This is a genomic window from Bradyrhizobium sp. USDA 4486 (assembly GCF_054057995.1).
Window position 1 is genome coordinate 2,358,303 of sequence record NZ_JBSRZV010000001.1, and the last position, 22,547, is coordinate 2,380,849.

30 protein-coding genes and 1 tRNA gene are annotated in these 22,547 nt (G+C 63.1%); 10 read left to right on the forward strand and 21 right to left on the reverse strand.

Going from position 1 to position 22,547, the window contains the following annotated elements:
• Position 1: 1 nt before the first annotated feature.
• The 3 genes from ACVWY3_RS11540 to ACVWY3_RS11550 form a co-directional block, all read right to left on the reverse strand.
• A complete protein-coding gene (locus ACVWY3_RS11540; protein ID WP_456838548.1) occupies positions 2 to 2,017 on the reverse strand; it encodes an acetyl/propionyl/methylcrotonyl-CoA carboxylase subunit alpha in 2,016 nt (671 codons plus the stop codon).
• Positions 2,018 to 2,021: 4 nt separating this feature from the next.
• Positions 2,022 to 3,626, reverse strand: coding sequence for a carboxyl transferase domain-containing protein (locus tag ACVWY3_RS11545; RefSeq protein ID WP_456838549.1), 1,605 nt, complete (start codon positions 3,624 to 3,626; stop codon positions 2,022 to 2,024).
• Between the two features lie 73 nt (positions 3,627 to 3,699).
• On the reverse strand, positions 3,700 to 4,827 hold the full coding sequence (locus ACVWY3_RS11550; RefSeq protein WP_456843341.1) for an isovaleryl-CoA dehydrogenase: 1,128 nt from the start codon (positions 4,825 to 4,827) through the stop codon (positions 3,700 to 3,702).
• Positions 4,828 to 4,985: 158 nt separating this feature from the next.
• Between ACVWY3_RS11550 and ACVWY3_RS11555 the strand changes: the two genes are divergently transcribed.
• Positions 4,986 to 6,014 carry an AraC family transcriptional regulator gene (locus tag ACVWY3_RS11555; RefSeq protein ID WP_456838550.1) on the forward strand — a complete coding sequence of 343 codons (1,029 nt, stop codon included), beginning with the start codon at positions 4,986 to 4,988 and terminating at the stop codon, positions 6,012 to 6,014.
• Positions 6,015 to 6,113: 99 nt separating this feature from the next.
• On the opposite strand, the gene ACVWY3_RS11560 is transcribed toward ACVWY3_RS11555, so the two are convergent.
• From ACVWY3_RS11560 to ACVWY3_RS11570, 3 genes are all read right to left on the reverse strand, one after another.
• Positions 6,114 to 6,413, reverse strand: coding sequence for a DUF3551 domain-containing protein (locus ACVWY3_RS11560; RefSeq protein ID WP_456838551.1), 300 nt, complete (start codon positions 6,411 to 6,413; stop codon positions 6,114 to 6,116).
• Between the two features lie 238 nt (positions 6,414 to 6,651).
• Positions 6,652 to 7,143 (reverse strand): Lrp/AsnC family transcriptional regulator, encoded by a 492-nt coding sequence (locus ACVWY3_RS11565; protein ID WP_456838552.1) that lies wholly within the window; start codon positions 7,141 to 7,143, stop codon positions 6,652 to 6,654.
• Positions 7,144 to 7,403: 260 nt separating this feature from the next.
• Positions 7,404 to 7,709 (reverse strand): ETC complex I subunit, encoded by a 306-nt coding sequence (locus ACVWY3_RS11570; protein WP_456838553.1) that lies wholly within the window; start codon positions 7,707 to 7,709, stop codon positions 7,404 to 7,406.
• A 257-nt stretch (positions 7,710 to 7,966) separates the two neighbouring features.
• Here ACVWY3_RS11570 and ACVWY3_RS11575 point away from each other — a divergent pair, with 257 nt between their 5' ends.
• On the forward strand, positions 7,967 to 9,148 hold the full coding sequence (locus tag ACVWY3_RS11575) for an OpgC domain-containing protein (RefSeq protein WP_456838554.1): 1,182 nt from the start codon (positions 7,967 to 7,969) through the stop codon (positions 9,146 to 9,148).
• A gap of 42 nt (positions 9,149 to 9,190) precedes the next feature.
• Here ACVWY3_RS11575 and ACVWY3_RS11580 read toward each other — a convergent pair whose 3' ends face one another.
• From ACVWY3_RS11580 to ACVWY3_RS11605, 6 genes are all read right to left on the reverse strand, one after another.
• Positions 9,191 to 9,385, reverse strand: coding sequence for a hypothetical protein (locus ACVWY3_RS11580; protein WP_092216342.1), 195 nt, complete (start codon positions 9,383 to 9,385; stop codon positions 9,191 to 9,193).
• Between the two features lie 154 nt (positions 9,386 to 9,539).
• Positions 9,540 to 9,926, reverse strand: coding sequence for a hypothetical protein (locus ACVWY3_RS11585; protein WP_456838555.1), 387 nt, complete (start codon positions 9,924 to 9,926; stop codon positions 9,540 to 9,542).
• Positions 9,927 to 10,137: 211 nt separating this feature from the next.
• Positions 10,138 to 10,214, reverse strand: a tRNA-Pro gene (locus ACVWY3_RS11590).
• Positions 10,215 to 10,278: 64 nt separating this feature from the next.
• Positions 10,279 to 10,764 carry a DUF192 domain-containing protein gene (locus ACVWY3_RS11595; protein WP_456838556.1) on the reverse strand — a complete coding sequence of 162 codons (486 nt, stop codon included), beginning with the start codon at positions 10,762 to 10,764 and terminating at the stop codon, positions 10,279 to 10,281.
• Positions 10,765 to 10,955: 191 nt separating this feature from the next.
• On the reverse strand, positions 10,956 to 11,591 hold the full coding sequence (locus ACVWY3_RS11600; RefSeq protein ID WP_027557961.1) for a cold-shock protein: 636 nt from the start codon (positions 11,589 to 11,591) through the stop codon (positions 10,956 to 10,958).
• 200 nt (positions 11,592 to 11,791) lie between these two features.
• Positions 11,792 to 12,553 carry an SIR2 family NAD-dependent protein deacylase gene (locus tag ACVWY3_RS11605; RefSeq protein WP_456838557.1) on the reverse strand — a complete coding sequence of 254 codons (762 nt, stop codon included), beginning with the start codon at positions 12,551 to 12,553 and terminating at the stop codon, positions 11,792 to 11,794.
• Between the two features lie 257 nt (positions 12,554 to 12,810).
• Between ACVWY3_RS11605 and ACVWY3_RS11610 the strand changes: the two genes are divergently transcribed.
• Together ACVWY3_RS11610 and ltrA are read left to right on the forward strand one after the other, a co-directional pair.
• The gene (locus ACVWY3_RS11610) at positions 12,811 to 12,975 is read left to right on the forward strand and encodes a hypothetical protein (RefSeq protein WP_456838558.1); all 165 of its coding nucleotides are present in this window, start codon (positions 12,811 to 12,813) and stop codon (positions 12,973 to 12,975) included.
• Positions 12,976 to 13,465: 490 nt separating this feature from the next.
• Positions 13,466 to 14,845: a group II intron reverse transcriptase/maturase gene (ltrA, locus tag ACVWY3_RS11615; RefSeq protein WP_456837647.1), complete on the forward strand. Its 1,380-nt coding sequence runs from the start codon at positions 13,466 to 13,468 to the stop codon at positions 14,843 to 14,845.
• A 90-nt stretch (positions 14,846 to 14,935) separates the two neighbouring features.
• Here the strand turns inward: ltrA and ACVWY3_RS11620 are convergent, their stop codons facing one another.
• Positions 14,936 to 15,226 (reverse strand): hypothetical protein, encoded by a 291-nt coding sequence (locus ACVWY3_RS11620; RefSeq protein WP_456838559.1) that lies wholly within the window; start codon positions 15,224 to 15,226, stop codon positions 14,936 to 14,938.
• Between the two features lie 284 nt (positions 15,227 to 15,510).
• Here ACVWY3_RS11620 and ACVWY3_RS11625 point away from each other — a divergent pair, with 284 nt between their 5' ends.
• Positions 15,511 to 15,741, forward strand: coding sequence for a hypothetical protein (locus tag ACVWY3_RS11625; RefSeq protein WP_456838560.1), 231 nt, complete (start codon positions 15,511 to 15,513; stop codon positions 15,739 to 15,741).
• Positions 15,742 to 15,809: 68 nt separating this feature from the next.
• Positions 15,810 to 15,935 (forward strand): hypothetical protein, encoded by a 126-nt coding sequence (locus tag ACVWY3_RS11630; protein WP_283079348.1) that lies wholly within the window; start codon positions 15,810 to 15,812, stop codon positions 15,933 to 15,935.
• On the opposite strand, the gene ACVWY3_RS11635 is transcribed toward ACVWY3_RS11630, so the two are convergent.
• Positions 15,932 to 16,129: a hypothetical protein gene (locus ACVWY3_RS11635; RefSeq protein WP_456838561.1), complete on the reverse strand. Its 198-nt coding sequence runs from the start codon at positions 16,127 to 16,129 to the stop codon at positions 15,932 to 15,934. The two genes, ACVWY3_RS11630 and ACVWY3_RS11635, sit on opposite strands and share 4 nt — an antisense overlap.
• Before the next feature lie 151 nt (positions 16,130 to 16,280).
• Positions 16,281 to 16,646, reverse strand: a complete 366-nt coding sequence (locus ACVWY3_RS11640; protein WP_456838562.1) for a GrlR family regulatory protein — start codon at positions 16,644 to 16,646, stop codon at positions 16,281 to 16,283.
• 556 nt (positions 16,647 to 17,202) lie between these two features.
• Between ACVWY3_RS11640 and ACVWY3_RS11645 the strand changes: the two genes are divergently transcribed.
• Positions 17,203 to 17,472 (forward strand): hypothetical protein, encoded by a 270-nt coding sequence (locus ACVWY3_RS11645; RefSeq protein ID WP_456838563.1) that lies wholly within the window; start codon positions 17,203 to 17,205, stop codon positions 17,470 to 17,472.
• Between the two features lie 26 nt (positions 17,473 to 17,498).
• On the opposite strand, the gene ACVWY3_RS11650 is transcribed toward ACVWY3_RS11645, so the two are convergent.
• The 4 genes from ACVWY3_RS11650 to ACVWY3_RS11665 form a co-directional block, all read right to left on the reverse strand.
• Entirely contained in the window at positions 17,499 to 17,636 is a 138-nt protein-coding gene (locus ACVWY3_RS11650; protein ID WP_456838564.1) for a hypothetical protein, read from the reverse strand.
• A 134-nt stretch (positions 17,637 to 17,770) separates the two neighbouring features.
• Positions 17,771 to 17,947, reverse strand: a complete 177-nt coding sequence (locus tag ACVWY3_RS11655; protein WP_456838565.1) for a hypothetical protein — start codon at positions 17,945 to 17,947, stop codon at positions 17,771 to 17,773.
• 133 nt (positions 17,948 to 18,080) lie between these two features.
• Positions 18,081 to 18,377 carry an HU family DNA-binding protein gene (locus ACVWY3_RS11660; protein ID WP_235546533.1) on the reverse strand — a complete coding sequence of 99 codons (297 nt, stop codon included), beginning with the start codon at positions 18,375 to 18,377 and terminating at the stop codon, positions 18,081 to 18,083.
• Positions 18,378 to 18,660: 283 nt separating this feature from the next.
• The gene (locus ACVWY3_RS11665) at positions 18,661 to 18,948 is read right to left on the reverse strand and encodes a hypothetical protein (RefSeq protein WP_456838566.1); all 288 of its coding nucleotides are present in this window, start codon (positions 18,946 to 18,948) and stop codon (positions 18,661 to 18,663) included.
• Between the two features lie 187 nt (positions 18,949 to 19,135).
• Here ACVWY3_RS11665 and ACVWY3_RS11670 point away from each other — a divergent pair, with 187 nt between their 5' ends.
• Complete coding sequence (locus ACVWY3_RS11670) at positions 19,136 to 19,438, forward strand: hypothetical protein (RefSeq protein ID WP_456838567.1); 303 nt, start codon at positions 19,136 to 19,138, stop codon at positions 19,436 to 19,438.
• 57 nt (positions 19,439 to 19,495) lie between these two features.
• Here the strand turns inward: ACVWY3_RS11670 and ACVWY3_RS11675 are convergent, their stop codons facing one another.
• Both ACVWY3_RS11675 and ACVWY3_RS11680 read right to left on the reverse strand, forming a co-directional pair.
• Complete coding sequence (locus tag ACVWY3_RS11675; RefSeq protein ID WP_456838568.1) at positions 19,496 to 19,831, reverse strand: GYD domain-containing protein; 336 nt, start codon at positions 19,829 to 19,831, stop codon at positions 19,496 to 19,498.
• Between the two features lie 277 nt (positions 19,832 to 20,108).
• Positions 20,109 to 20,510 (reverse strand): hypothetical protein, encoded by a 402-nt coding sequence (locus tag ACVWY3_RS11680; protein ID WP_456838569.1) that lies wholly within the window; start codon positions 20,508 to 20,510, stop codon positions 20,109 to 20,111.
• A gap of 165 nt (positions 20,511 to 20,675) precedes the next feature.
• Here ACVWY3_RS11680 and ACVWY3_RS11685 point away from each other — a divergent pair, with 165 nt between their 5' ends.
• Together ACVWY3_RS11685 and ACVWY3_RS11690 are read left to right on the forward strand one after the other, a co-directional pair.
• Positions 20,676 to 20,846, forward strand: coding sequence for a hypothetical protein (locus tag ACVWY3_RS11685; protein ID WP_456838570.1), 171 nt, complete (start codon positions 20,676 to 20,678; stop codon positions 20,844 to 20,846).
• A gap of 726 nt (positions 20,847 to 21,572) precedes the next feature.
• A complete protein-coding gene (locus ACVWY3_RS11690) occupies positions 21,573 to 22,133 on the forward strand; it encodes a hypothetical protein (protein ID WP_456838571.1) in 561 nt (186 codons plus the stop codon).
• Positions 22,134 to 22,547 lie beyond the last annotated feature (414 nt).

The following is a 22,547-nucleotide window of genomic DNA, read 5'->3' on the forward strand; positions in this document are numbered from 1 at the left end:
GTCATTCCCCTGAAGGTTCGACCACGGCGAGCTCGATGCCTTCCTGCACGATGTCGCCGACCTTGCACTTGATCGACTTCAGCACGCCGGCATAGGGCGAACGCAGCGTCTGCTCCATCTTCATCACTTCAAGGGTCAGGATCGGCGCTCCCTTATCGAGCTTGGCGCCCTCCTCGGCCAGCACGGCGACGACCGTGCCCGGCAAGGGCGCTGCGATCTTGTCTTCGCCGGTCTGCTCTTCGCTCTCGCCGCCGAACGGGTCGACCCAGTGCAGGTCGAAGCGGCCATTGCGCGTGCGCAAGTAAAGCTCATGGCCGTCGATCACGGCGGCGACGGAGGATTTGACGCCGTCCAGCGTCAGATCGAAGCCGCCATCTTTTGGCGTGATCGCAAATGAAAGCTCGCGCTCGCCGATCACCAGGGTGGACGGTCCGCTCCCATAGTTCAGAACGATCTTCTGTTCGGGTCCATGACCAACACCATGCCCGACGCGGAACGCAAAGCTGCGCTGGCGGCGGCCGACCGGCTGCCAGCCAAAGGTCTGCCAAGGGGAATTCGCCTCGGCCTGCGCGGTCTGCCGCTCGTCATTGACGATCGCGGCGACCGCAGCGCAGAGCTCGAGCTCGCCGTGCGAGGACGCTGCAGTCGTCAGCACCGCCAGCTCGCGCTCGATGAAGCCCGTGTCGATCGCATTGGTCCGCACCTTCGGGTGCGTCATCAGCGCCGACAGGAATGGGATGTTGGTGACGATGCCGCGGACGTCGGACTCTTCCAGCCCACGGTTCAGCCGCTCGATCGCGACATCCCGCGTCGGCGCCCATGCGATCATCTTGGCGAGCATGGCGTCATAGTACGGCGAGACGCTGTCACCTTCACGATAGCCGGCATCAATGCGCAGGCCGCCGGTCTCGGCCGGCAGGCGCCAGGTCGAGATCTTTCCGACCGAGGGCATGAAATTCTTGGTCGGGTTCTCGGCGTAGACGCGCGCCTCGACCGCATGGCCGTTGAGCTTGATCTCGTCCTGCTTGAGCGGCAGCGCCTCGCCGAAGGCGACACGCAGCTGCCATTCGACGAGATCGACGCCCGTGATCAGCTCGGTCACGGGATGCTCGACCTGCAGGCGCGTGTTCATCTCGATGAAGAACACGTCCTTGCCGTCGGAAACGAACTCGATCGTGCCGGCGCCGACATAGTTCACCGCGCCTGCCGCTTTTCGCGCCGCGGCGCAGACTGTTTCGCGCTGCGCGGCGTTGAGCGTCGGCGACGGCGCTTCCTCGATCACCTTCTGGTGCCGGCGCTGCAAGGTGCATTCGCGCTCGAACAGCGACAAGAGATTGCCGTGGCTGTCGCCGATGATCTGCACCTCGATATGCCGGGGATTGTCGACATATTTCTCGATCAGCATGCGGTCGTCGCCGAACGCAGCCAGGGCCTCGCGCTTGGCGCTGACGATCGCCGGCGCAAGCTCGGCCGCCGAGCGCACGATGCGCATGCCGCGGCCCCCGCCGCCGGCTGACGCCTTCACCAGGATCGGGAAGCCGATCTTGTCTGCGGCCTTCGCCAGCGTCGCATCGTCCTGGGCCTCGCCATGATAGCCGGGCACCAGCGGCACGCCCGCCCTCTCCATCAGCGCTTTCGAGCCTGATTTCGAGCCCATCGCCGTCATCATCTCGGCGGTCGGGCCGACGAAGACGAGGCCTGCGTCGTAGCAAGCCTGCGCGAATTCGGCATTTTCCGACAGGAAGCCGTAGCCGGGATGCACGGCCTCGGCGCCGGTCTTCTTGGCGGCCTCGATCAGCCGCTCGACGTTGAGATAGCTGTCGCGGGCACGCGCCGGCCCGAGCAGCACGGCCTCATCCGCGAGCGCGACATGCATGGCGTCGCGGTCGGCCTCGGAATAGACCGCGACGGTGCGCAGACCCATCGCGCGCGCGGTGCGGATGACGCGGCAGGCGATCTCGCCGCGGTTGGCGATCAGGACGTTGCGAAAACGCCGGTAGAGTCTCGTACGGTCCATCACATCACATCCTGAACAGGCCGAATTTCGTCGGCTCGATCGGCGCATTCGACGCCGCCGAGAGGCCAAGGCCGAGCACGAGGCGGGTGTCGGCCGGGTCGATCACGCCGTCGTCCCAGAGACGCGCGGTCGCGTAATAGGGATGCCCCTGGTGCTCGTATTGCGCGCGGATGGGCTCGCGGAATTTGTCTTCCTCTTCCCTAGACCAGCTATCGCCCTTCGCCTCGATATTGTCGCGGCGGACCTGGCTCAGCACCATCGAGGCCTGCTCGCCGCCCATCACCGAGATGCGCGCATTCGGCCACATCCAGAGGAAGCGCGGCGAGTAGGCACGGCCGCACATGCCGTAATTGCCGGCGCCGTAGGAGCCGCCGATCACCACGGTGAATTTCGGCACCGAGGCGGTCGCAACCGCCGTCACCAGCTTGGCGCCGTCGCGCGCGATGCCGCCGGCCTCGTATTTCTTGCCGACCATGAAGCCGGTGATGTTCTGCAGGAACACCAGGGGAATGCCGCGCTGGCAGCACAGCTCGATGAAATGCGCGCCCTTCAGCGAGCTCTCGCTGAAGAGAATGCCGTTGTTGGCGATGATGCCGACCGGAAAACCCCAGATATGGGCGAAGCCGCACACCAGCGTCGTGCCATAGAGCTTCTTGAACTCGTCGAACTCGGAGCCGTCGACGATGCGGGCGATGATGTCGCGGACGTCGAACGGCTTGCGGCCATCGACCGGCACCACGCCGTAGATCTCCTCCGCCGCGAACAGCGGATCGCGCGGCTTCTGCATGTTGAGGTTCGGCCGCACCGACGGCTTCAGCGTGGCGACGATGCGCCGTGCAATGCCGATCGCGTGCGCATCGTTCTGGGCGTAGTGATCGGTCACGCCCGACTGGCGCGAATGCACGTCGGCGCCGCCGAGCTCTTCGGCACTCACGACCTCGCCGGTCGCGGCCTTCACCAGCGGCGGGCCGCCGAGGAAGATGGTGCCCTGATTGCGGACGATGATGCTCTCGTCCGACATCGCCGGCACATAGGCGCCACCGGCGGTGCAGGAGCCCATCACGATCGCGATCTGCGGGATTCCTTGCGACGACATCTGCGCCTGGTTGTAGAAGATACGGCCGAAGTGCCGCTCATCCGGGAAGATCTCGTCCTGCAGCGGCAGGAAGGCGCCCCCGGAATCCACCATGTAGACGCAAGGAAGATTGTTCTGCCGCGCGATGTCCTGCGCGCGCAGATGCTTCTTCACGGTCATCGGATAATAAGTGCCGCCCTTGATGGTGGCATCATTGGCAACGATAACGCATTCCCGCCCCGAGATGCGCCCCACCCCCGTGACGACGCTCGCCGAGTGCACGTCGCCGCCATAGAGGCCGTAGGCCGCGAGCGGCGACAGCTCCAGGAACGAGGTGCCGGGATCGACCAGCAGGTCGACGCGGTCACGCGCCAGCATCTTGCCTCGCGCAGTGTGGCGGTTGCGCGAGGCCTCGCCGCCGCCGCCGGCAACCTGGCTCAGTTTTTCGCGCAAATCCGCAACGAGCGCGCGCATGGCGTCGGAGTTGCGCGCAAAATCGGACGAAGACGTATCGATGCTGGAATGGAGCGGCATGGGGTCCCGCGGTTCTGGTGACGTGGTGAGAGAGGCCGCGGGCAACGCGTCGCGACCATTGCATGGGGAAGGTTCAGGCGGTCTCGGACATCAATTCGCGGCCGATCAGCATGCGGCGCACTTCCGACGTCCCTGCGCCGATCTCGTACAGCTTGGCGTCGCGCCAGAGCCGGCCGACCGGAAACTCGGATGTATAGCCGACGCCGCCGAGCGCCTGGATCGCCTCGCCGGCCATCCACGTCGCCTTCTCCGCGGAATAGAGGATCGCCGCGGCCGCGTCCTTGCGCAGCGTCCGAGCGTGATTGGCGCGGTCGCAGGCCTTTCCCACCGCATAGACATAGGCGCGCGTGGCCTGCCAGGTCGAATACATGTCCGCGAGCTTGCCCTGCATCAGCTGGAAATCGCCGATCGGCTGGCCGAACTGCTTGCGCTCGTGCATGTAGGGCACCACCGCGTCCATGCACGCCGCCATGATGCCGAGCGGGCCGCCCGAGAGCACCGCACGCTCGTAGTCGAGACCCGACATCAGCACCTTGACGCCCTCGCCGACCGCGCCGAGCACGTTCTCCTCGGGCACCTCGCACTCGTCGAAGAACAAGGGATAGGTGTTGGAGCCGCGCATGCCGAGCTTGTCGAGATGTTGGCCGTGGGTGAAGCCCTTGAAACCTTTCTCGATCAGGAAGGCGGTCATGCCGCGCGGGCCGGCCTCCGGATCGGTCTTGGCATAGACCACCAGAACGTCGGCATCGCCGCCATTGGTGATCCACATTTTGGAGCCGTTGAGCACGTAGCGGTCGCCGCGCTTGTCGGCGCGCAGCTTCATCGAGACCACGTCGGAGCCGGCGCCCGGCTCGGACATTGCGAGCGCGCCGACATATTCGCCGGAGATGAGCTTCGGCAGATAACGCTGCCGCTGTGCATCGGTGCCGTTGCGGCGGATCTGGTTGACGCAGAGATTGGAATGCGCGCCATACGACAGGCCCACGGCGGCCGAGCCGCGCGAAATTTCCTCCATAGCGACGATGTGGGCGAGATAGCCCATGTTCGAGCCGCCATATTGCTCCGGCGCGGTCATGCCGAGCAGGCCGAGGTCGCCAAAGCGCTTCCACAGGTCGGCCGGGAACAGATTGGCCTTCTCGACCTCGGCAGCGCGCGGGGCGACCTCCGCTTCCACGAAGGCGCGCACGGTGTCGCGCAGCATGCCGATGTCCTCACCCAGATCGAAGTCGATGCTCGGGATGTTCAAGGCGATTCCTCCGTCTTCTTGCAAAGTTCTTTGCCGGCTCGAACCTACCCCCGGCCGGGCGCCGCTTCGGTCGAAAAGGTTGCATTTTCCGCCAAGTTTGGCGAGGATTTTTCATGCCTTTTCAAGCCGCGACCGCCGCGCCCCGCCGCGCCATGACCCCCGCCGCCTTCGTCCGCGGCGTGGTCGCGGCCTATGGCCGCTACGGGCGGGATCCCGCGGACGCGCTGGCCAAGGGACAGGTCACCGAGGACCTGGTTCGATCCAGCGAGGGGCGGGTGACGGCTGCCCAGTTCGAGGCTCTGGCGGGGCACGCCATGCGCGAGCTCGACGACGAGGCGCTCGGCTGGTTCTCGCGCCGGCTGCCGTGGGGCACCTACGGCATGCTGTGCCGCGCCTCGATCACGGCGCCCAATCTCGAGGTCGCGCTCAAGCGCTGGTGCCGGCATCACCGTCTGCTCACCGAGGACGTGCTGTTCGAGCTCTCGGTCAGTGACGAGACCGCGACCATCGCCATCCACGAGCAGCGCGACCTCGGGCCTTTGCGCGAATTTTGCGTCGTCACCCTGCTCCGCTATGTGCTCGGCTTCTCCTGCTGGGCGATCGATTCCGCGATTGCGCTACGCGCTGCCGAGTTTCCTTACGCCGAGCCCGGTCACGTCTCGGTCTATCCGACCATATTCTGCCGGACCTTGAGCTTCGATGCGGATGGGGCCCGCATCGTCTTCGACAAGCACTATCTGTCGCTGCCGCTGACGCGCAGCGCCGCGGATCTCGACAGCATGCTCAAGGGCGCGCTGCGGCTGACCGTGCTGCCCTACCGGCGCGACCGGCTGCTGGTCGAGCGCGTCCGCCGCGTGCTGCGCCATGCGCGTGGCCGTAGCCTCGGCGCCGAGGATGTTGCCAGCGAGCTCGCGCTTTCAACGCGCACCATGCATCGGCGCCTGCGTGAGGAAGCAACCTCGCTGCGCGATCTCAAGGAGGAAGCCAAATTCGAACTGGCAAAACAGGAACTGATGCGCGGCCGCACCCCGATCAAGCGGATCGCGGAGATCGCGGGCTTCCGCAACGAAAAGAGTTTTTCCCGCGCCTTCCGCACCTGGACCGGCACCTCGCCGCGCGAGTTTCGCAGCCGCTATCGCTGAAGCGCGCACCAGCGCGCGATGTCGCATCGCTGTCATAAATTTACGGCCCCCAAGATCATCTCGGAGGCCGCAAAGTCGAACCGATCCTGACGCTTCGCGTTAGTTCGAATTGGTCTGCGCGCCGGGACGAAGCTTGCCGCGCGACTGCGTCTGCTTCGGCTGGAAGGCCAGCGCATCGTTCGAGGTCTTGGAGCCGCCGCTTTGCGAGCACATGCCGCCAATGCCGCCGGCCGCCTGACGGCAGGCTTCCATCGTCGGATAGCCGCAGCCATGAGCAGCCTGGGCGCCGTTGATGATGCAGTACTCTTCGGCCTGCGCGGCGGGTGCCGCCATCACCAGAAATGCGGACGCAAACAGCGTCGCAGCGGAAGCGACGAACGTCTTCGAGATAGAGGTCATATGTCTTTTCCTAGCTCAGGGTCCCACAAAAGAGTCCCCGGTGCGCCCATGCGCGCCGAGGTTCGCCCCGCGCATCTAAGCCCCTTGCGGCGTCCCGCAATCGCGGCCCCGCGCATTGCAGGACTTCCCAAATCACATGTCACAGTTAGGTGAGTTACTAATGTTTTGTGACATTTTCCGAATCAGATAACGGCTGGGCGGCCTGCCCAATTCGGGATTTGCGATGGGCGGAGCGGCCCTACCCTGCCGTCGCAGCCACGACCTCCTGCACCGGCAGCGGCACGTCCTTGGCGACGCCCAGCACCGGAAAGCTGCGGACGTTCTTCACGTCGGGCATCGCGGCAAAGTGAAGGAGCTGCTGGCGCATGCTCTCGACGCTCGGCGCGACGCATTTGAGCAGATAGTCGGTGTCGCCCGAAATCCGCCAGCACTGCTGGATCCGGGGGATCGCGGCGATCGAGCTCTCGAACGCCTCCAGCACCGGCTGGGCCTGGCTGCCGAGCTGGATCGAGACGAACGAGACCACCTCATAGCCGAGGAGCCGCTCGTCGATGACGGCGCGCACCGCCCGGATCACACCCCGGCTGAACAGCGATTTCAGCCGCCGCAGGCAATTCGGCGCGGAGACGCCGACGCGCAGCGCCAGCTCGTTGTTGCGCACCCGTCCGTCCTGCTGTAGCTCGGAGAGTATTTTCAGATCGACGCCGTCGAGCTGGTCACGCCCGGCCATACCCTACCCTCGTCATGGTCGTGTCATGCGAGGCAGCGAAGCACGCGGCGGAATTGGTGCCAAGGGGCACCCCATGCACGGCGCGATTGCGTACGAGCGGAATGCCTCTCAGGCCGTCATGGCCGGGCAAAGCCGTCCGAAGGAAGGCGTCGCGTCCGCTCGCCTATGTCCCGGCCATCCACGTTCTCTCGCCGAGCTTCCAAAACGTGGATGCCCGGGACGAGCCCGGGCATGACGGCATCTCAGACGACCATGGCTCTCTAATGCGTCCAGGGCTCGCCGCGGCGGAACGAGAAATTGTCGGCATAGGCGACCGGGCGGCGGATGGAGTCCTGGGGCTCGATCACCTGGTAGGCGATGCCCTTGCGCTCGCAATAGGCCACCGCCTCTTCCTTGGTGTGGAAGCGCAGCGTGATCTGCTGCTTCATGTCGCTGGACGAGGTCCAGCCCATCAGCGGCTCGACCGAGCGCGGCTGCTCCGGCTCGTAGTCCAGCTGCCACTCCTTGGTCTTGGACCGGCCGGATTGCATCGCGTTCTTGGCAGGCTTGAAAATGCGTGCGGTCATGGTCGGTCGGGCCTCTCGGTCTTTTCGTTCGATTTCGATGCGTCACGGTAGCAGTTGGTGGAAACCGCGGGCATAGTATAGAGACACCTTTTGGGAACTGTTCGGTGATTCCAGTCCCTTGGGTGCCCTTCATCGAGGGGTATAGTCATTATGCTGCACCGTGACAATTGCGTACCCGCCCTCCGCCCCGGGATCCCGCCCGGTGCCCCCGCCTCGCCGACCTCAGCGTGTCCGCCCCCCACGAAAGCTCCCGTCGCATGGCCTTCCTGAACGTCAGCGCAACGCTCCCCGATAAAGGCCGCGACCTCAGGCTCGACCTGTTTCGCGGCGTCGCGAACTGGGCGATCTTCCTCGACCACATCCCCGACAATGTCGTGAACTGGATCACGACCCGCAATTACGGCTTTTCCGACGCCGCCGACCTGTTCGTCTTCATCTCCGGCTACACCGCCTCCTTCGTCTATGCGCGGATGATGCTGGAGCGCGGCTTCATCGTCGGCGCCACGCGCCTGACCAAGCGGGTCTGGCAGCTCTACGTCGCCCACATCATCCTGTTCGTGATCTACATCGCCTCGATCAGCTATCTCGCGCTGCGCTTCGGCGATTCCGAGATGATCAACGAGTTCAACGTCGCCGGCCTCGTCGACAACGCCACCGAGACGCTGCGGCAGGGCCTGTTCCTGCGCTTCAAGCCGCTCAATCTCGACGTGCTGCCGCTCTACATCGTGCTGATGGGGCTGTTTCCGCCGGTGCTGTGGTTCATGCTGCGCAAGCCCGACCTGACGATGTCGCTCTCCATCGTCCTGTGGCTGGCCGCGCGTCACTTCGGCTGGAATCTGACCGCCTATCCGGCCGGCCAGTGGTACTTCAACCCCTATTGCTGGCAGGTGCTGTTCGTGTTCGGCGCCTGGTGCGCCATGGGCGGCGCACGGCGCTCGGGCGCGCTGATCAATTCGCAGATCACGCTGTGGCTCTGCCTCGCCTATCTCGCCTTCGCGCTGGTCATGACCATGGCCGGCCGCTTCCCGAGCTTCGGCGGCATGTTTCCGGAATGGCTGTTCTCGGCCTTCAACCCGAACGACAAGACCAACCTCGCGCCCTATCGCTTCATCCACTTCGTCGTGATCGTGATCCTGGTGATCCGGTTCGTGCCGAAGGACTGGCCGGGCCTCGAATGGAAGATCTTCGATCCGGTCATCGTCTGCGGCCAGCAGTCGCTCGCCGTGTTCTGCGTCGGCGTGTTCCTGTCTTTCGTCGGTCATTTCGAGCTGTCGATGAGCTCGGGCTCACTGTTCGCACAGCTCTTCGTCAGCATCGCCGGCATCGCGATCATGACGACGGTGGCCTACTACATTTCCTGGTCGAAGAAGCAGGACAAGCCACTGAAGCCGCCGCCGCCGGCCAAGCCTGCGGCCGCTTCGCCGGCGAAGGCCGCCTGAGCCCGCAGCAGCGATACTGCGCCTGATGGCGGCGATGCTGCCTCAGGCCGCCTCTTCGCCGTCGAACTCGGTGAACTTCTTGTAGATCCAGTCGCGGCCGTCGTGGCGGCGCCACACCTTGCCGTACACGAGCTGCCCGTTGATCGAGCGGCGCGGCACGATGACGGTCCAGAGGTGCCAGATCTCCGTCCAGTTCGACTGCGAACCGACGGTTCGGACATTGCGATCGAAAGACATGACGTAGAACTCACGCGATACGAGCGATGCGACGAACCGTGATCTTGTGTGAGCACCAATTGGAGGTACCCCGTCGCGAGCCGGGACCGATTTGATAGTGATCGCAAGGTCTACCGCAACAACCGCTCTGTCTTAACCTAACTGGTCAACCTTACTACAGCCGTCCGGACTGGTTGAAAGCCGATGCCGATTTTCCTAGAATGGGTGCACCATTTGAGAATGAGCGTGCCGTGTCGGGCGCGTGATTTTGATCGACGTTGAATTTCAAGCGCGCCGGAATTTTGAAAAGTATTAACGGGACGACCACAATGAATTTGCAATGTGCATGCATGCGCTTGGCAGTGCGCTGGAGGCCGCCCGCTCCGCTGATCCGGATATTCGTCGAGGCGCCGCCGAAGGCCGCCAACGACAACCATCTGGTCTGGCCATTGCTGCCGTTTCCGCTCGGCTGGTACGCCTCGAACTGATCGCGGACCGTGCTTTGAAAAGCGCAACGCCGCGCAAGCGGAGTATCATCGCTTGGCGGCGTCCGTTTAGACATTGGGCGCTGAAATACCCAACACCGATATGTCTATGGCGGCGACCAAAGGTTCGAAGAAGCTTTGGTCATTCGCCGCCGCGCAGGTCGTCGCTACCCACCTGAGATACCGCGCGCTCTCGCGCAGGCGTTCAGGACGCGGGAGACTTCGTGGACGACGCTCTTGGCCGAACCGCCGACGATGTCGACGAGGAGATTCAACGTCAGGCTGGACTGGTCGGGGCAGCTGGATTCGAACCAACGACCTGCAGTACCCAAAACTGCCGCGCTACCAGGCTGCGCTATACCCCGAATGTCCGGTGAGCCCCGTCGATACACGCTTCCAAGGGCGCCAGCAAGCTTCCAAACGGCGGTGTTATTTGCTGCCGAACAGCGGGTGACCGACGCGGTCGCCGGGGCGGATGCCGTATTTCTGCGCCGTTCCCGCCAGCACCTCCAGCACGGCCCGGGCGGGTCCTCCCGACGAGATGATCTTGGTCGACAGCGGCTCGGTATTCTCGGCGATACGCAGGATGCGGCCGTCGGCGCGGATGAAGATCATGTCGAGCGGGACGTAGGTGTTCTTCATCCACATTGACACCTCCTGTTCGGGATTGAAGTCGAACAGCATGCCTTTGCCGTCGGCCAGTTCCTTGCGGTACATCAGGCCGGTCTGCTTCTCCTCCTCGGTCGTCGCCATCTCGACCGAGAACACCTGCACGCCGTTCTTGGTGACGATCTCGAGCGGCTGGAAGCTGGCGGCGTTGGCGGCGGCAAGGCCGGCGATGACGAGGATGGCGGCAAGGCTTTTGGCAAAACGGCTTTTGGCAAGACCCATGGCGAGCCGCATGGGAAAAGTCATGGCAAAAGTCATTGGAATGGCACTCGGATCGGAATGGGACCGGAACAGTCCTTACGCGGCGATCATGACAAAAGCCAGAGGCGCGCCAGTCAGCCGGCGCGCCTCTTGTCACGATTCCGGGAATGATAAGGGCTAAAGCATGATCCGGAAAGCGCGATGACGCTTCATCCAAACCTCATCGCGCTCTAGCCTTAGTGCGACTGCAAGCCGGGCGATCCGGTCTCGGGATGGATCTCGGCCGCCATCATGCCCTTGGAGCCGGGCCCGAAGCGGACCAGGACATATTGGCCGGGCCGCAGCTCGGTCATGCCAAAGCGGCGCAGCGTCTCCATGTGCACGAAGATGTCGGGCGTGCCCTCGCCGCAGGTCAGGAAGCCGAAGCCGCGCAGCCGGTTGAACCATTTGACCTGGGCCCGCTCCAGCCCGCTGGTCGGGGTAACCGTGACATGGGTGCGCGGCGGCAGCATCTGCGCCGGATGGATCGCGGTCGATTCGTCCATCGAGACCACGCGGAAGGCCTGGTAGCCCTTGGCGCGCTGCACGCACTCGACGACGATGCGGGCGCCCTCATAGGCGGTCTGGAAGCCGTCGCGCCTGAGCACCGTCACGTGCAGGAGCACGTCGGGCCAGCCATTGTCGGGAACGATGAAGCCGTAGCCCTTTGAGGCGTCGAACCATTTGATGACGCCGTGAACCTCGACGAGGTTGGCGCTGCCCTCCCCTAGTCCAGTGAAGGGACTGAGCGCGCTGTCGCGACCGGCGCCACCGTGCTCGCCCACCGCGGGAACTCCGACCTTCTTGGACTCAAATCCGTCCGACGACCCCATAACCCCGGACCCCACACATGCCCATGCAACCCGCCACATTGGCGGCGTTCGAATCACGCGTCTTAAGAGAATGTTCTCAATTCGACGCGACGCGAATCTTCCGACTCAAAAGATAACACTCCCGGTTGCGAGGCATAGATAAAAAAGAGATTCGCCGGGACCTATGAACAGCTTGCACAGGCGCGAATCAAATTGATGCCTCAATTTCCGACAAAGGGCCCGAGGGTTTCCCCGATGTCGTGGTGGATCACGAGGTCGGCGATGTCGTCCTGCTCGGTCGGCTCGCGATTGATGATCACGAGACGCGCGCCGGAGTTCTTCGCCATCATCGGAAAGCCCGCCGCCGGCCACACCACAAGCGAGGAACCGATCGCGATGAAGAGGTCGCAGGACCGCGACAGCTCGGTTGCCCGCTGCATTTCGTCCTCTGGCATCATCTGGCCGAACGAGATCGTCGCGGTCTTCACCGGCTCGCCACATGCGGTGCAATTGGGCGCAGCGCCGTCGTCGTCAAAGCGGCGCTTCACCCAGTCGAGCGGGTAGGCCTGGGCGCATCCGATGCAACGCGCATAAGTAGTATTTCCGTGAAGTTCAATCACATGATCTGGCGCGAAGCCCGAGGCCTGGTGCAGATTGTCGATGTTCTGGGTGATCACAGCGGGAATCTTGCCGGCGCGGTAGAGCGAGGCGAGCGCGCGGTGGCCACGGCCGGGCCTGGCCGCCGCGAAGACCTGCTCCATCGCAAAGCGCCGGCGCCAGGATTCGTCGCGTGCCTCCTGGCTCGCGACGAACTCGCCGAATTCGATCGGACGGTAGCGGGTCCAGAGCCCGCCCGGCGAGCGGAAGTCGGGGATGCCGCATTCCGTCGAGATGCCGGCGCCGGTGAACGGCACGATGGTCTTTGCTTCGGCGATCATGTCGCCGAGCCGTTCGACGCCGCTGCGAAGATCCGATGCAATCATGAGCGGCCTCCCGAATCCGTTTTGGCTTGGCTGCAATAGGCGCAAGCGACAAGACTGCTGACGTTCTGATCAAGCGCGAACGCGATGCACGCGGCAATTTCTTCCGCCCTTCGCATATCACAATCCTGCAATGCCTCCTCCCCATTGACGCCCCAATCAGAAGCGCCAATGCATGTGTTTACGCGACTCAAGATGATGCGGCGGCAGTGCTTGAGTCCAGCAGTGCACACATACTCAGGTGTCGAGGGGATTTGACAATGACCGAGGACGAACAACGCAAAATCCACGAACGTGAAGAAATTGCCGCCCGTGTTGCCGCCTTCCGTGCCACGCAGGAAAAATTCAAGCGCGAGCGTGAAGAGTATTTCGTCTCGACGCTCGACAATGCCCGCAAGGCGGAACGGCCCTCGCTCTGGCCGTAAGCACGCCTGATCATCGCGAAAAAGAAGATCGCGCATGAAAAAAGCCCGGAGCATCGCGCCGGGCTTTTGGTTGTGTGCCGAGTATGAACGACAGCTTGGAGGTGGAAGTCCTCTATCCAGCCTGATGGCGGCGAAGGATTAGCGAAGCGCAAGGGCGTCACCGCGAGGTGGGGTCTGAAGAAAGCGTGGAGCAAAGCCGCGGCCCGATGGACAAACACCGGATAACGAGGCCTACCCGGCCGGACGAGCGAGCAACTGATCGCGAAGTCCAGGGTCATCAAGGGTCGGGGTGGTAAATTCGGCGGGCGCGCGGTGAAGGCGGTCGGTCTTACCTCGGGAGGTCTGCGTTGTGTCCCGGCAACGGGACTGAGGTCGTCGTAAGGCGGCCCGACCGCAGCGCAGAAGTCAGCTGAGGGCATAGTAGGTGGCGTGTGCCGCCGAAGGCCCGAACGGTGGAAGTGGTTAGTAGAGCAACGATCTCGCGCGAGCCATGCGGCAGAAGAATCAGGTCGAACTGAACTTGGGCACCGGAGCAGGCGGTGAAGCCGCAAGCTCCGCCGCCGGAGAGACCGAAGCAAGCGCGGTGAGAGCCAGCCTCGAACGCCCGGCGGTCGCAGGACCGTCGATGGAAGTAGTCGTCGAGCGTGAGAATCTGCAAGCAGCATTGGCGCAAGTGAAGCGCAACAAGGGTGCGGCAGGCGTCGATGGGATGACCGTCGGCGAGCTATCGGCCTATCTGAAGGAGCACTGGCTCACGATCCGCGCCCAGTTGCTTGACGGCACCTATAAGCCACAGCCGGTGCGGCGGGTGGAGATACCGAAGGCGTCGGGCGGCCTGCGGCCGCTCGGCATCCCGACGGTGCTCGACCGCTTCATCCAGCAGGCGGTGATGCAGGTGTTGCAGGCAGATTGGGACGGAACGTTCTCCGAGGCGAGCTTCGGCTTCCGGCCGACCCGCTCGGCGCATCAGGCGGTGGAACGGGCGCAGACCTACATCGCATCCGGTTACGCCGTCGTCGTCGACATCGATCTGGAAAAGTTCTTCGACCGGGTCAACCACGACATCCTGATGGGGCTCATTGCCAAACGGGTCGCTGACAAGCGCCTCCTCAAGCTCATCCGTGGCTTCTTGACTGCGGGTGTGATGGAGGCAGGGCTGGTCAGCCCGACGGAGGAGGGTACGCCGCAAGGCGGACCGCTCTCGCCGCTGTTGTCGAACCTGATGCTGGATGTGCTGGACAAGGAACTGGAGAAACGCGGCCATCGCTTCGTGCGCTACGCCGACGACTGCAATATCTATGTACGCAGTCAGAAGGCGGGCGAGCGGGTGTTGGCCGGCCTCGAACGGTTCCTCGAAAAGCACCTCAAGCTCAAGATCAACAAGGCCAAGAGTGCGGTCGCCAAACCGAGCGTTCGCAAGTTCCTGGGCTTCAGCTTTACCGGCGGAAGTGAACCACCGCGACGGCGCATCGCGCCGCAGGCGCTCGCCCGCTTCAAGGTAAAAGTTCTGGAGCTGACGCGACGCACGTGCGGTCGAAGCCTCGTGCAGATTACCAAGGAGCTGTCAGCCTACCTGATCGGGTGGCGCGGCTACTTCGGCTTCTGCCAAACCCCGTCGGTGTTGCGCGTGCTTGACCGGTGGATCAGGCGGCGGCTGCGCGCCGTCGTCTGGAAGCAATGGAAGTATGGACCCGCTCGCTTCGCCGAGCTGCGACGCCGTGGCGTCGGCCGGGATCTGGCAGCGCAAACTGCCGGCGCCCCGCATGGCCCTTGGCGGCTCGCGAACAGCCCCGCGCTCGCCATTGCTCTGCCAAACAGCTTCTTCGCTTCGCTCGGCTTGGCTTCCGTCACGGGACAGTGGCCTGCATAATCCGCCGAACCGCCGTATACGGACCCGTATGTACGGTGGTGTGGGAGGGGAGGAGTCGCGAGACTCCCCCCTATCCCGATTGGTCAGACCCTACCAGTGACGGTAGTAGTAGTGGTGCCGGTAGTACGGTCCATCATAATAGGCGTAAGGGCCAGGGCCGTAATCGTAATAGGCGGGTCCGCCGTAATAGCCGTAGCCCGGTCCATAATAGCCGTACGGATGGGACGCGGCGATGGCGCCCGCGGTGATCGCGCCGGCGGCGAGGCCGAATGCGAGGCCCGGTCCGATGCCGCGGCCACGCGCCTCGGCCGGCGCAGGCGCCGCGATCGCCGTCACGCCGACGGCCGCGACGGTGGCCAGAACTGCCAGTGTCTTCTTCATGCTTCTCCTCCTTCGCGTACTGCGACGATAACGGCCTGCGCCTACGATGGTTGCGCGCAGAGCCGGGAACCGCGGGCTGCAAAAAATCTCTGTCCCGCAGGAACGAAAGCGCGGCGGGCGGATTGAATGCTCAAGTGCGGGAGCCTCCGCCATCCGGGTTGAGGCGACAGCACGAAGACCCCGTCTGCATCCTCCGCGGTGCAGGCGGGGTTTTCAGTTTCACGGGAGCGCATGGCAGCAGACGCAAGCTTCTGCCAGCGGGGCGGAGAATCGAGGAGGAGAGATTGCCGATATCCGCTTTGCTGGCGCGCATCCGAAGGCTTGTTCCCAGGTCCGATGATCAGCATTACGACGAGATCGTCCGCAGCTTCGGGGTCGGTACGCTGCGCCCGCCGCCGGCGCCGATGAGCGACGGTGAGCTGGCGCGTGCCATCGCCGAGTTCCTGAAGGACCAGCCCTCAAGCGAATCGATTGCGACCCTCGGCCGCCGGCTCGACCCCTCCTCTCGGCTCTGACGCAACTATCCCGGGAACATGCGCCAGCGGCGCACGTTGCCTAGCCTCAAGAGAAGAAGAGGCCAGTCATGCCCGCATGGCTCGAAATTCTGCTCAACCTGACCGGCTATGCCGGCTTTGTAGCGCTCGCGACGGCGGGCGTCGGATGCTCCGACGAATCCGCCGAGGATCACATCATTGGCGGCGAGCGTTAATTGGCGTGCGGCGCCTGGCCGGCGGTGCGCACCAGGCGGTCGGCCTTGACCGCCACGCGCGTGTCCTCGGCTTGTGGCCGCACCGAGAAGCTGATCACCACGAAGGCGAGGCAGAACAGCGAGCCGGCGATTGCGACGCGGCGGTAGGTGTGCCGGTCGCCCTGATAAAAGGACGGTCCTGAAAAAGGCGTCATGTCAAAATCCGCTTCTTGGCAAAGTCGTTCTTGTCCTTGCCAGAACACCTACTCTAGGCAGCGGCGCGCGCAACGCGATTGGGCTTTTAACCTAACCAAATAGGGTTATCCCCTTTGGGGCAAGCTTTCGTTAGGAGCTTGCGCGCCCGCTTCAGATCTCGGCGAGCCGCTTCAGCGTCGCGCGAAAGCTCAGGCTGCGGCGGCCGGCGACCAGCACCGTGCCGAACACCTCGGCCTCGTCGTCGCGATACGTCCCGGAAAAGCCGCTCGTGACCTCCTGCCCGCCGAACAGCGGCCGTACGAAGGCGTCGGCGAACGGCGTATGCTGGTTGGTGGCAAGCTCGCCCTTCCAGGTCCCGCTGTTCGAACTGCGCCCGCCGACCTTGTACGAGCCGCGCGACCAGAAGTAAGGCCCGCCGCCGAGCAGCACGCCGTCGCGCAGGATCAGGACGCCGCTGTCGCGGCCCTTCACGCCGTCGAGCATGTGGATGTGGATGGAATAGAGTCCGTTCTTCATCGCCGGCACCCGTCTCCGAACGATAGCCCTGGACATCGCAAGCGTCGAGACGGAAAGCGACGGCGGCTGACGCGGTGCAGCGGCCGGTTTTGTTCCAGCTTCGCTTACATTTCGTTCTCGAAGAACGAATCGGAATCGAAGAAATCAGCGCGGAGCAGATCTTAACAATTCGTTTGCATGCAAACGAGCACGATCCCACCCCGCGCGATTTCGCGATCTCGACGAACATCTCGATGAACCAGCACGCGTCCGTGTCGCGCTCCCTCGCGCATGCAGGGCAATCGCATATGCGGATAATGCTGCAGGTTCGATGTGTCTTGTGAGCAGTCGATCGCTCCACAAACTCGTCATGCCCGGGCATAGCCGTCCGCAAGGACGGCGTCGCTTCGCTCGCCTATGTCCCGGGCATCCACGTCTTGTTCTGCAGAAGTGAAGACGTGGATGGCCGGGACAAGCCCGGCCATGACGATGTGGAAACGGTAGCGCCAAAAACTACGCCGTTTTCATAGGCGATAGCCTGCTCGCGCATGCTCTACGCTGGCATGAGGATGCGAACATGCGAAGCATCACGCTGCTTCGTTCCGAGACACGCGAAACCGGCAGGCACGAGATGTTCTGCATCCGACTCCATTTCGTTCGCAAAGAACGAATCGGAATCGAGAAAATCAGCACGCGGCGATTGCTAACGATCGGTGAAAGCGCACGCCGCCGCGCCGCAATCGGCAGCAATCACTGTCGAAAGAAATTCCAAAACGGCCGCGGTCATCGCGATCGCGGCTCGTCGACGGGGGCGTCAGGCGCGCAACCGATACGAGAGCGCGCCTGACGAATGTCGGTGCGCACCGAGGCGGATCAAGCCGCCCGCTTGCCTTTGCCCTTCTCGGAAAAGCATTCCAGGATCTGGATGCGGATCTCCTCTGCGGCCGGACCTTCGACCTTCCGCAGTTCGTTCCAGAGCCTGATCACTTCGCGCTGTTTTTCGACAGTCATGAGTCACCTCCAAAGAAGATGCCTCACTAGAACAAAATGAGAACAAAAAGTCCAGTCTCCGCGCACGATTTCGGTGGACGTCGCATTGGACGCGCATCGCGCGGACCCATGAAAGCTGGGATTTCAGCGCCCAGTCAATACGGCAGCGCCGCCTGACGAACATACTCCGTCATGGCGGCGCGGTTGCTTTTTGGATTTTCAACCTTAAGTTTGAGATACGGCTGACGGCCAGGCGCTGAAATCCCATCGCGGTCGGCGAGAAGGCCCCGCTGCGAAAGCGCGGGGTTTTTCTTGTGCAGCGCCTTGAGCATGATCCGGACCCCGGAGGACCGCGTTAGCGCAAAGTGCGCAGCGGTTTTCCGAAAAGATCATGCTCAAACGACAACCTGAAGCGCGATGACGATTCGTCCCAATCTCGTCGCGCCTTAGCGCAGCATGGCGGGATCAGACCGCGTCCTTGGCGACCTTCAGCGGCGAGGCCTTCACTGACTTGCTGGCCGGCTTGGCCGCGAACTGCATCGGCTCCTTGGTGAAGGGATTGATGCCCATCCGCGCTTCGGTCGCGGGCTTGTTCACGACCGACATCTTCACGAAGCCGGGAATGACGAACTCGCCGGACTCGTTGAGCTCCTTGTAGCCGACCGTCGCCATGTACTCGATCACAGACTTCACGTCGTTCTTCGAGATCTGCGTGCCTTCTGCAATTGCATCGATCAATTGGGTCTTCGTCATCTTCGCCATGTCTGAATTCCTTCTCTGCGCGCGAGCAAACCCTGATGATTACGCGGTCGAACCCGCGGGTCGCGCGCGCTTCCGATTCATGCCGGTGGTCATGAGGTGACGGGGCTTAGACCCCATCGAGGCCCAAAACGCAAGCTGGGCCTTAGGAAGAGGCCTCGCTTTGCGGCAAAATCTAGGCTTTCGCGAGCACGTCAAAAGCGACCGCATCGCGCCATGACGGCCGCGCGCGCTCCCGCCTCCAGGCCGCACCTGCGATGACCGCGCCGTCAGAGCCGACTAATCGTCATTCATCGTAGCGGTCGCAGCGGGCATCGCCCCGCTTGACGTCGGTGGCGAGCTCGTCGAGCGGAGGGGTGCATCGAAGCAGCGAATATCTGTCGTTGTAAGGTGCCGGCTGACGCCGACATACACTCGCGCCGATCGGGACCTGGATGGCCTGGGTCCCGACCGTGTAGAAGCAATTGTCCGATTTTGGATCAGCCTTTTTCTGGTCAGGCGCTTTCGCAGCGTCCTGCGCCAATGCCGGCGTCAGACCGAGCGCCAGGAACGCAACCACGACAGCTTTTCGCACGGCCGCCCTCCGTTATCTCCGGCAGGAGCATAGCTCAAGTTCGGTGGGCGAGATATTCAATTCGCACGCCGTCCCAGCGACGTGTCACCTCATCGTGAAACTTGTTATTCGATTCAAATTGTTCAGACTTCGGTAACCCAACGGCTCCAAGCTCCGCGTCAGTATCGTTGCGTTGGAGTATCCCACAGTGCTGGATTTTCACGAGTTGCGTGAACTCGCGGCTGATGTTCGCATTTTCGTCGACGTCGCCGAAGACAAGGCCGAAGCGCTCAGAGCCGTCATCGCCGCCTATGACGTGGTGCTGGCGATCTTCCCCGCCCGGGAGGGCATGGGCCTGCACGTGATCAAGGGCAAAGAGATCCTGGACCGGATCGCGACATCGCGGACCCACGCGATGTACAGCCACACCGCCATTGCGGTCCCCGACCTCGAGCACGCCGAAGTGCTCAAGCACCTGACCGCTCCGGTCGAGCAGCGGATTGCGGCCTAACCTTTGCAAGGCCGCCGCTCGATGCGACGAACGGCGGCCTCGCCTGTTGTCGGCAGATCAGCCGCCCGGCGGCTTGTAGGACGAGCGCAGCTTGGCCGCGTTCTGCCGCACCTGCTTGATCTCGTCCTGCGTGAACAGCCGCATCAGCTTCACGTTCTGCAATGTGCCCGCCGTGACGGTCAGGCCGGAGATGGCCGGTGCCGCATTCGGATCAGGCACGTCGAAAATCACGAGAACGCCGGGACCGTCGGTCGCGACGCTGTACATCGAGACCAGCTTGCCGCCGGCCGCCTCGATCAGTTTCGCTGCCGCCTCCTGACGATTGGTCGTCGGGTTTTCCAGAATCGCGTTGAGAGCGCGTTGCGTGTATTGCCCCGTGAGACAGAAATGCATGGCTGTCGTCCTTCTGAAATCATGAGAACGCGCATCGTGACGAGCTGATCGTCACGACGGTGGGTCTGAAAAATGATGGAGTCATTGCCCGCCGTGGGCACATGCGCCGCCAGGTACTGACGCGGTTTCGGCACACCGCGTTGGCGGCTCGCTTGCACGCTACATCAGCGGGCGGGCGTGTAAAAGCCGGTTTCGCTCGTCGGCCGGTTGCAACGCGGCACCATCGCACCTTCGCCAGTCGTCTCCGTCTTTGCCGTGGGTCAGGCGAATATGGACATCACGAGGATTGTCTGCGGGTGTGCTCGGCCTCTCCCGCTTGGCAAGCGTTGGGCGCACGGTACGGTGACTGCGACAGCCCCGAGCACACAGCGGCTGGAATTGCGCCAGCAAGCCCGAGCTGCAAGGCCTCGACGACGCTCACGTCGCGCATCAAGAGGCCCGCGCCGCTTGCAAGGACGTAGCCCGAAACAGCCGTCAGAAGCACGCGGGACAAACTAGTCCGCCTGAGTAGCCAGTCCACGAGTGCGATCGCAAGCGCCGGCGTGATGCCGACGAGATATCCTCTTACGATCATGCCGGGCAACATGCCGGCGGTCACCGTGTCGTCGAATGAGAATGCGTCCAGCAACAGCATGGCGATCGCCGGGAACATCAGGACGAAAACAAGAAGCCGCCGCATGGGAACAGGAGCATTTCCAGGATCGCGCTGATCGGGCTTTGAATCATGCGATTGGTCGCGGCCAGCGCCGCCGGGGTTCGCGACGGCCCCTGAATTCATCCGCGGCCAAGAAGGTTTCGCGGACTTTTCGTTAGCAACGCCGCGGCACGTGAGGCGTTGCCGTGCATGACGAGGATTCGCGATAAGATAGCCGGCAAGACCAAACAGGTGATCGCCGAGGTGACGGGCGACGGCAAGCTCGCCGAAGAGGGCAAGGAGCAGGCCAAAAAGCCCGACAACGAACCCGCCAAGCCGCCGGGAAACAAGCCGCTGGGAAACTTGGATCGGCTCACCTGATCGCTGGATCAGTCCTTCTGACGAAACGGGCCGACGCGGCGCTGCCTGGTCGGTCAGATAGGAACCGCGCGGTGCCGCGATCGTTGGCTTCGGGAGCAGGCCGCCCCTGCTCGACGTGAGGAAGGCTCCGCGCCCCCGCCCCCCAAGGTTGCGGAGCTTTCTTTTGGAACGTCGCTCCCGCCCCGTCATTCCAACATTGGGCCGACGCGCTTCTGGTCATGACAGGAGGTCGCGCTTCGTCTCCGTCACGGAGTTTTCCTGGGAGCTCGCATGAGCGATGACCGCATAGGCAACGAACCTTCACCCCTCCTGCTTTTCGGCGTAGCGATAATCCCGGTGTTCGCAGTGCTGGCGTGGTTCGCGTTCTAATGCCCGAACTGGCACAGCGTGCAAAGCTCCGCTCGAGGTGGTCCGCCGCCCTGAGCGCCGCTACATCCCATCGCGCCCGTCCCTGGTCGCGAAGTGGCATGCGAGCACCACCAGGGCCAGCGTGAAGTTCGAGCCGAGCAGGATCTTCAGAGCCAATTCCGCGTCCCCGCACTCACATAGCGGACCTCGTGCCGGTGGAGAAGTAGAGGGACGAAGTTTGGGGGAACACTTCGTGCTGCTCTGAGATCTTGAGAGCCTTGAAGTCTGCAACGATTTTGCTCATTCTACCTCCAATTGAGATAGATCCAGACGTTTCCTCCGCCCGCTCAATTGGCATGAGAGCTTATTCGAGGGCATATGAGCAAGTTGCCGGTCAGAGAGACATCGAAAGCACCGTTCTCTCCAAAGACGGAACGAGTGCTGACGCTCGTGCAGGTCATGTTTCCGATGCTTACCGCGATAGCGGCGGCGGTTTGGGCGGTGAATGGCTATCTGGACGAACAGAAGAATGCACGCGCGCAAGCGGAAGCAGCGCAGCGAACGCGCCAGACGGAAGCGCGCAGGCCATTCCTGGAGTTGCAGCTATCCACCTACACGAATGCATCAGCCATTGCAGGCAAGTTAGCGTCACTAGACCCCGAAACCCCTCAATGGAAAGATGCGCGAGACAACTTTTATGCGCTGTATTGGAGTCAACTGTCCCTCGTTGAGGACGACGAGGTGAAAGCTCGGATGGTCGGGATAAATAGAGCTCTCCAGACTCTTGAGGCCGACAAAGAAACCAGGCCCATTTTGCAATCCGCAGTGTATTGCTTAGCCGTAACCCTGAAGGAATCTATCGCCAGAAATTGGCAGATTGAGCCCGCGGCCAGGCCGCGGACAGCCGAAGGCCCCAAACCGCAATCTGAATGCAGATGATGTACGGTTGCCAAGGAGGCTGATGATAAGGAGACTCTTCGCTCGGGGCGCTTGCACACTTTCCTTGAACAAGATTTGTGCGGCGCTTTCTTATTTTCGAATTGCGTGACAGTGCACTGAACCGGCTCGCCAACAATCTGGGCTTCTCGCCAAGCCAAATGGGTGCACTCGCGATCGCAAACAGAAGCACCCCCATATCATATCGACCACGCGCTCGGGAACACCCGCGCCCGTTCCCCGTTTTCCCCTGATCGGAAAGGCACACCCATGCTTCGATCAGTCTTCGCGATCTCTCTCCTCTTGTACGCGACCTCGGCCCTCGCCCAGCAGCAGCAACGACGCCCCCGCCCTGCGAACGGCGCGTACTGCTGCGCCGTGGCGACGCAGCCCAGCAGCAATCCGTTCAGCAATCCG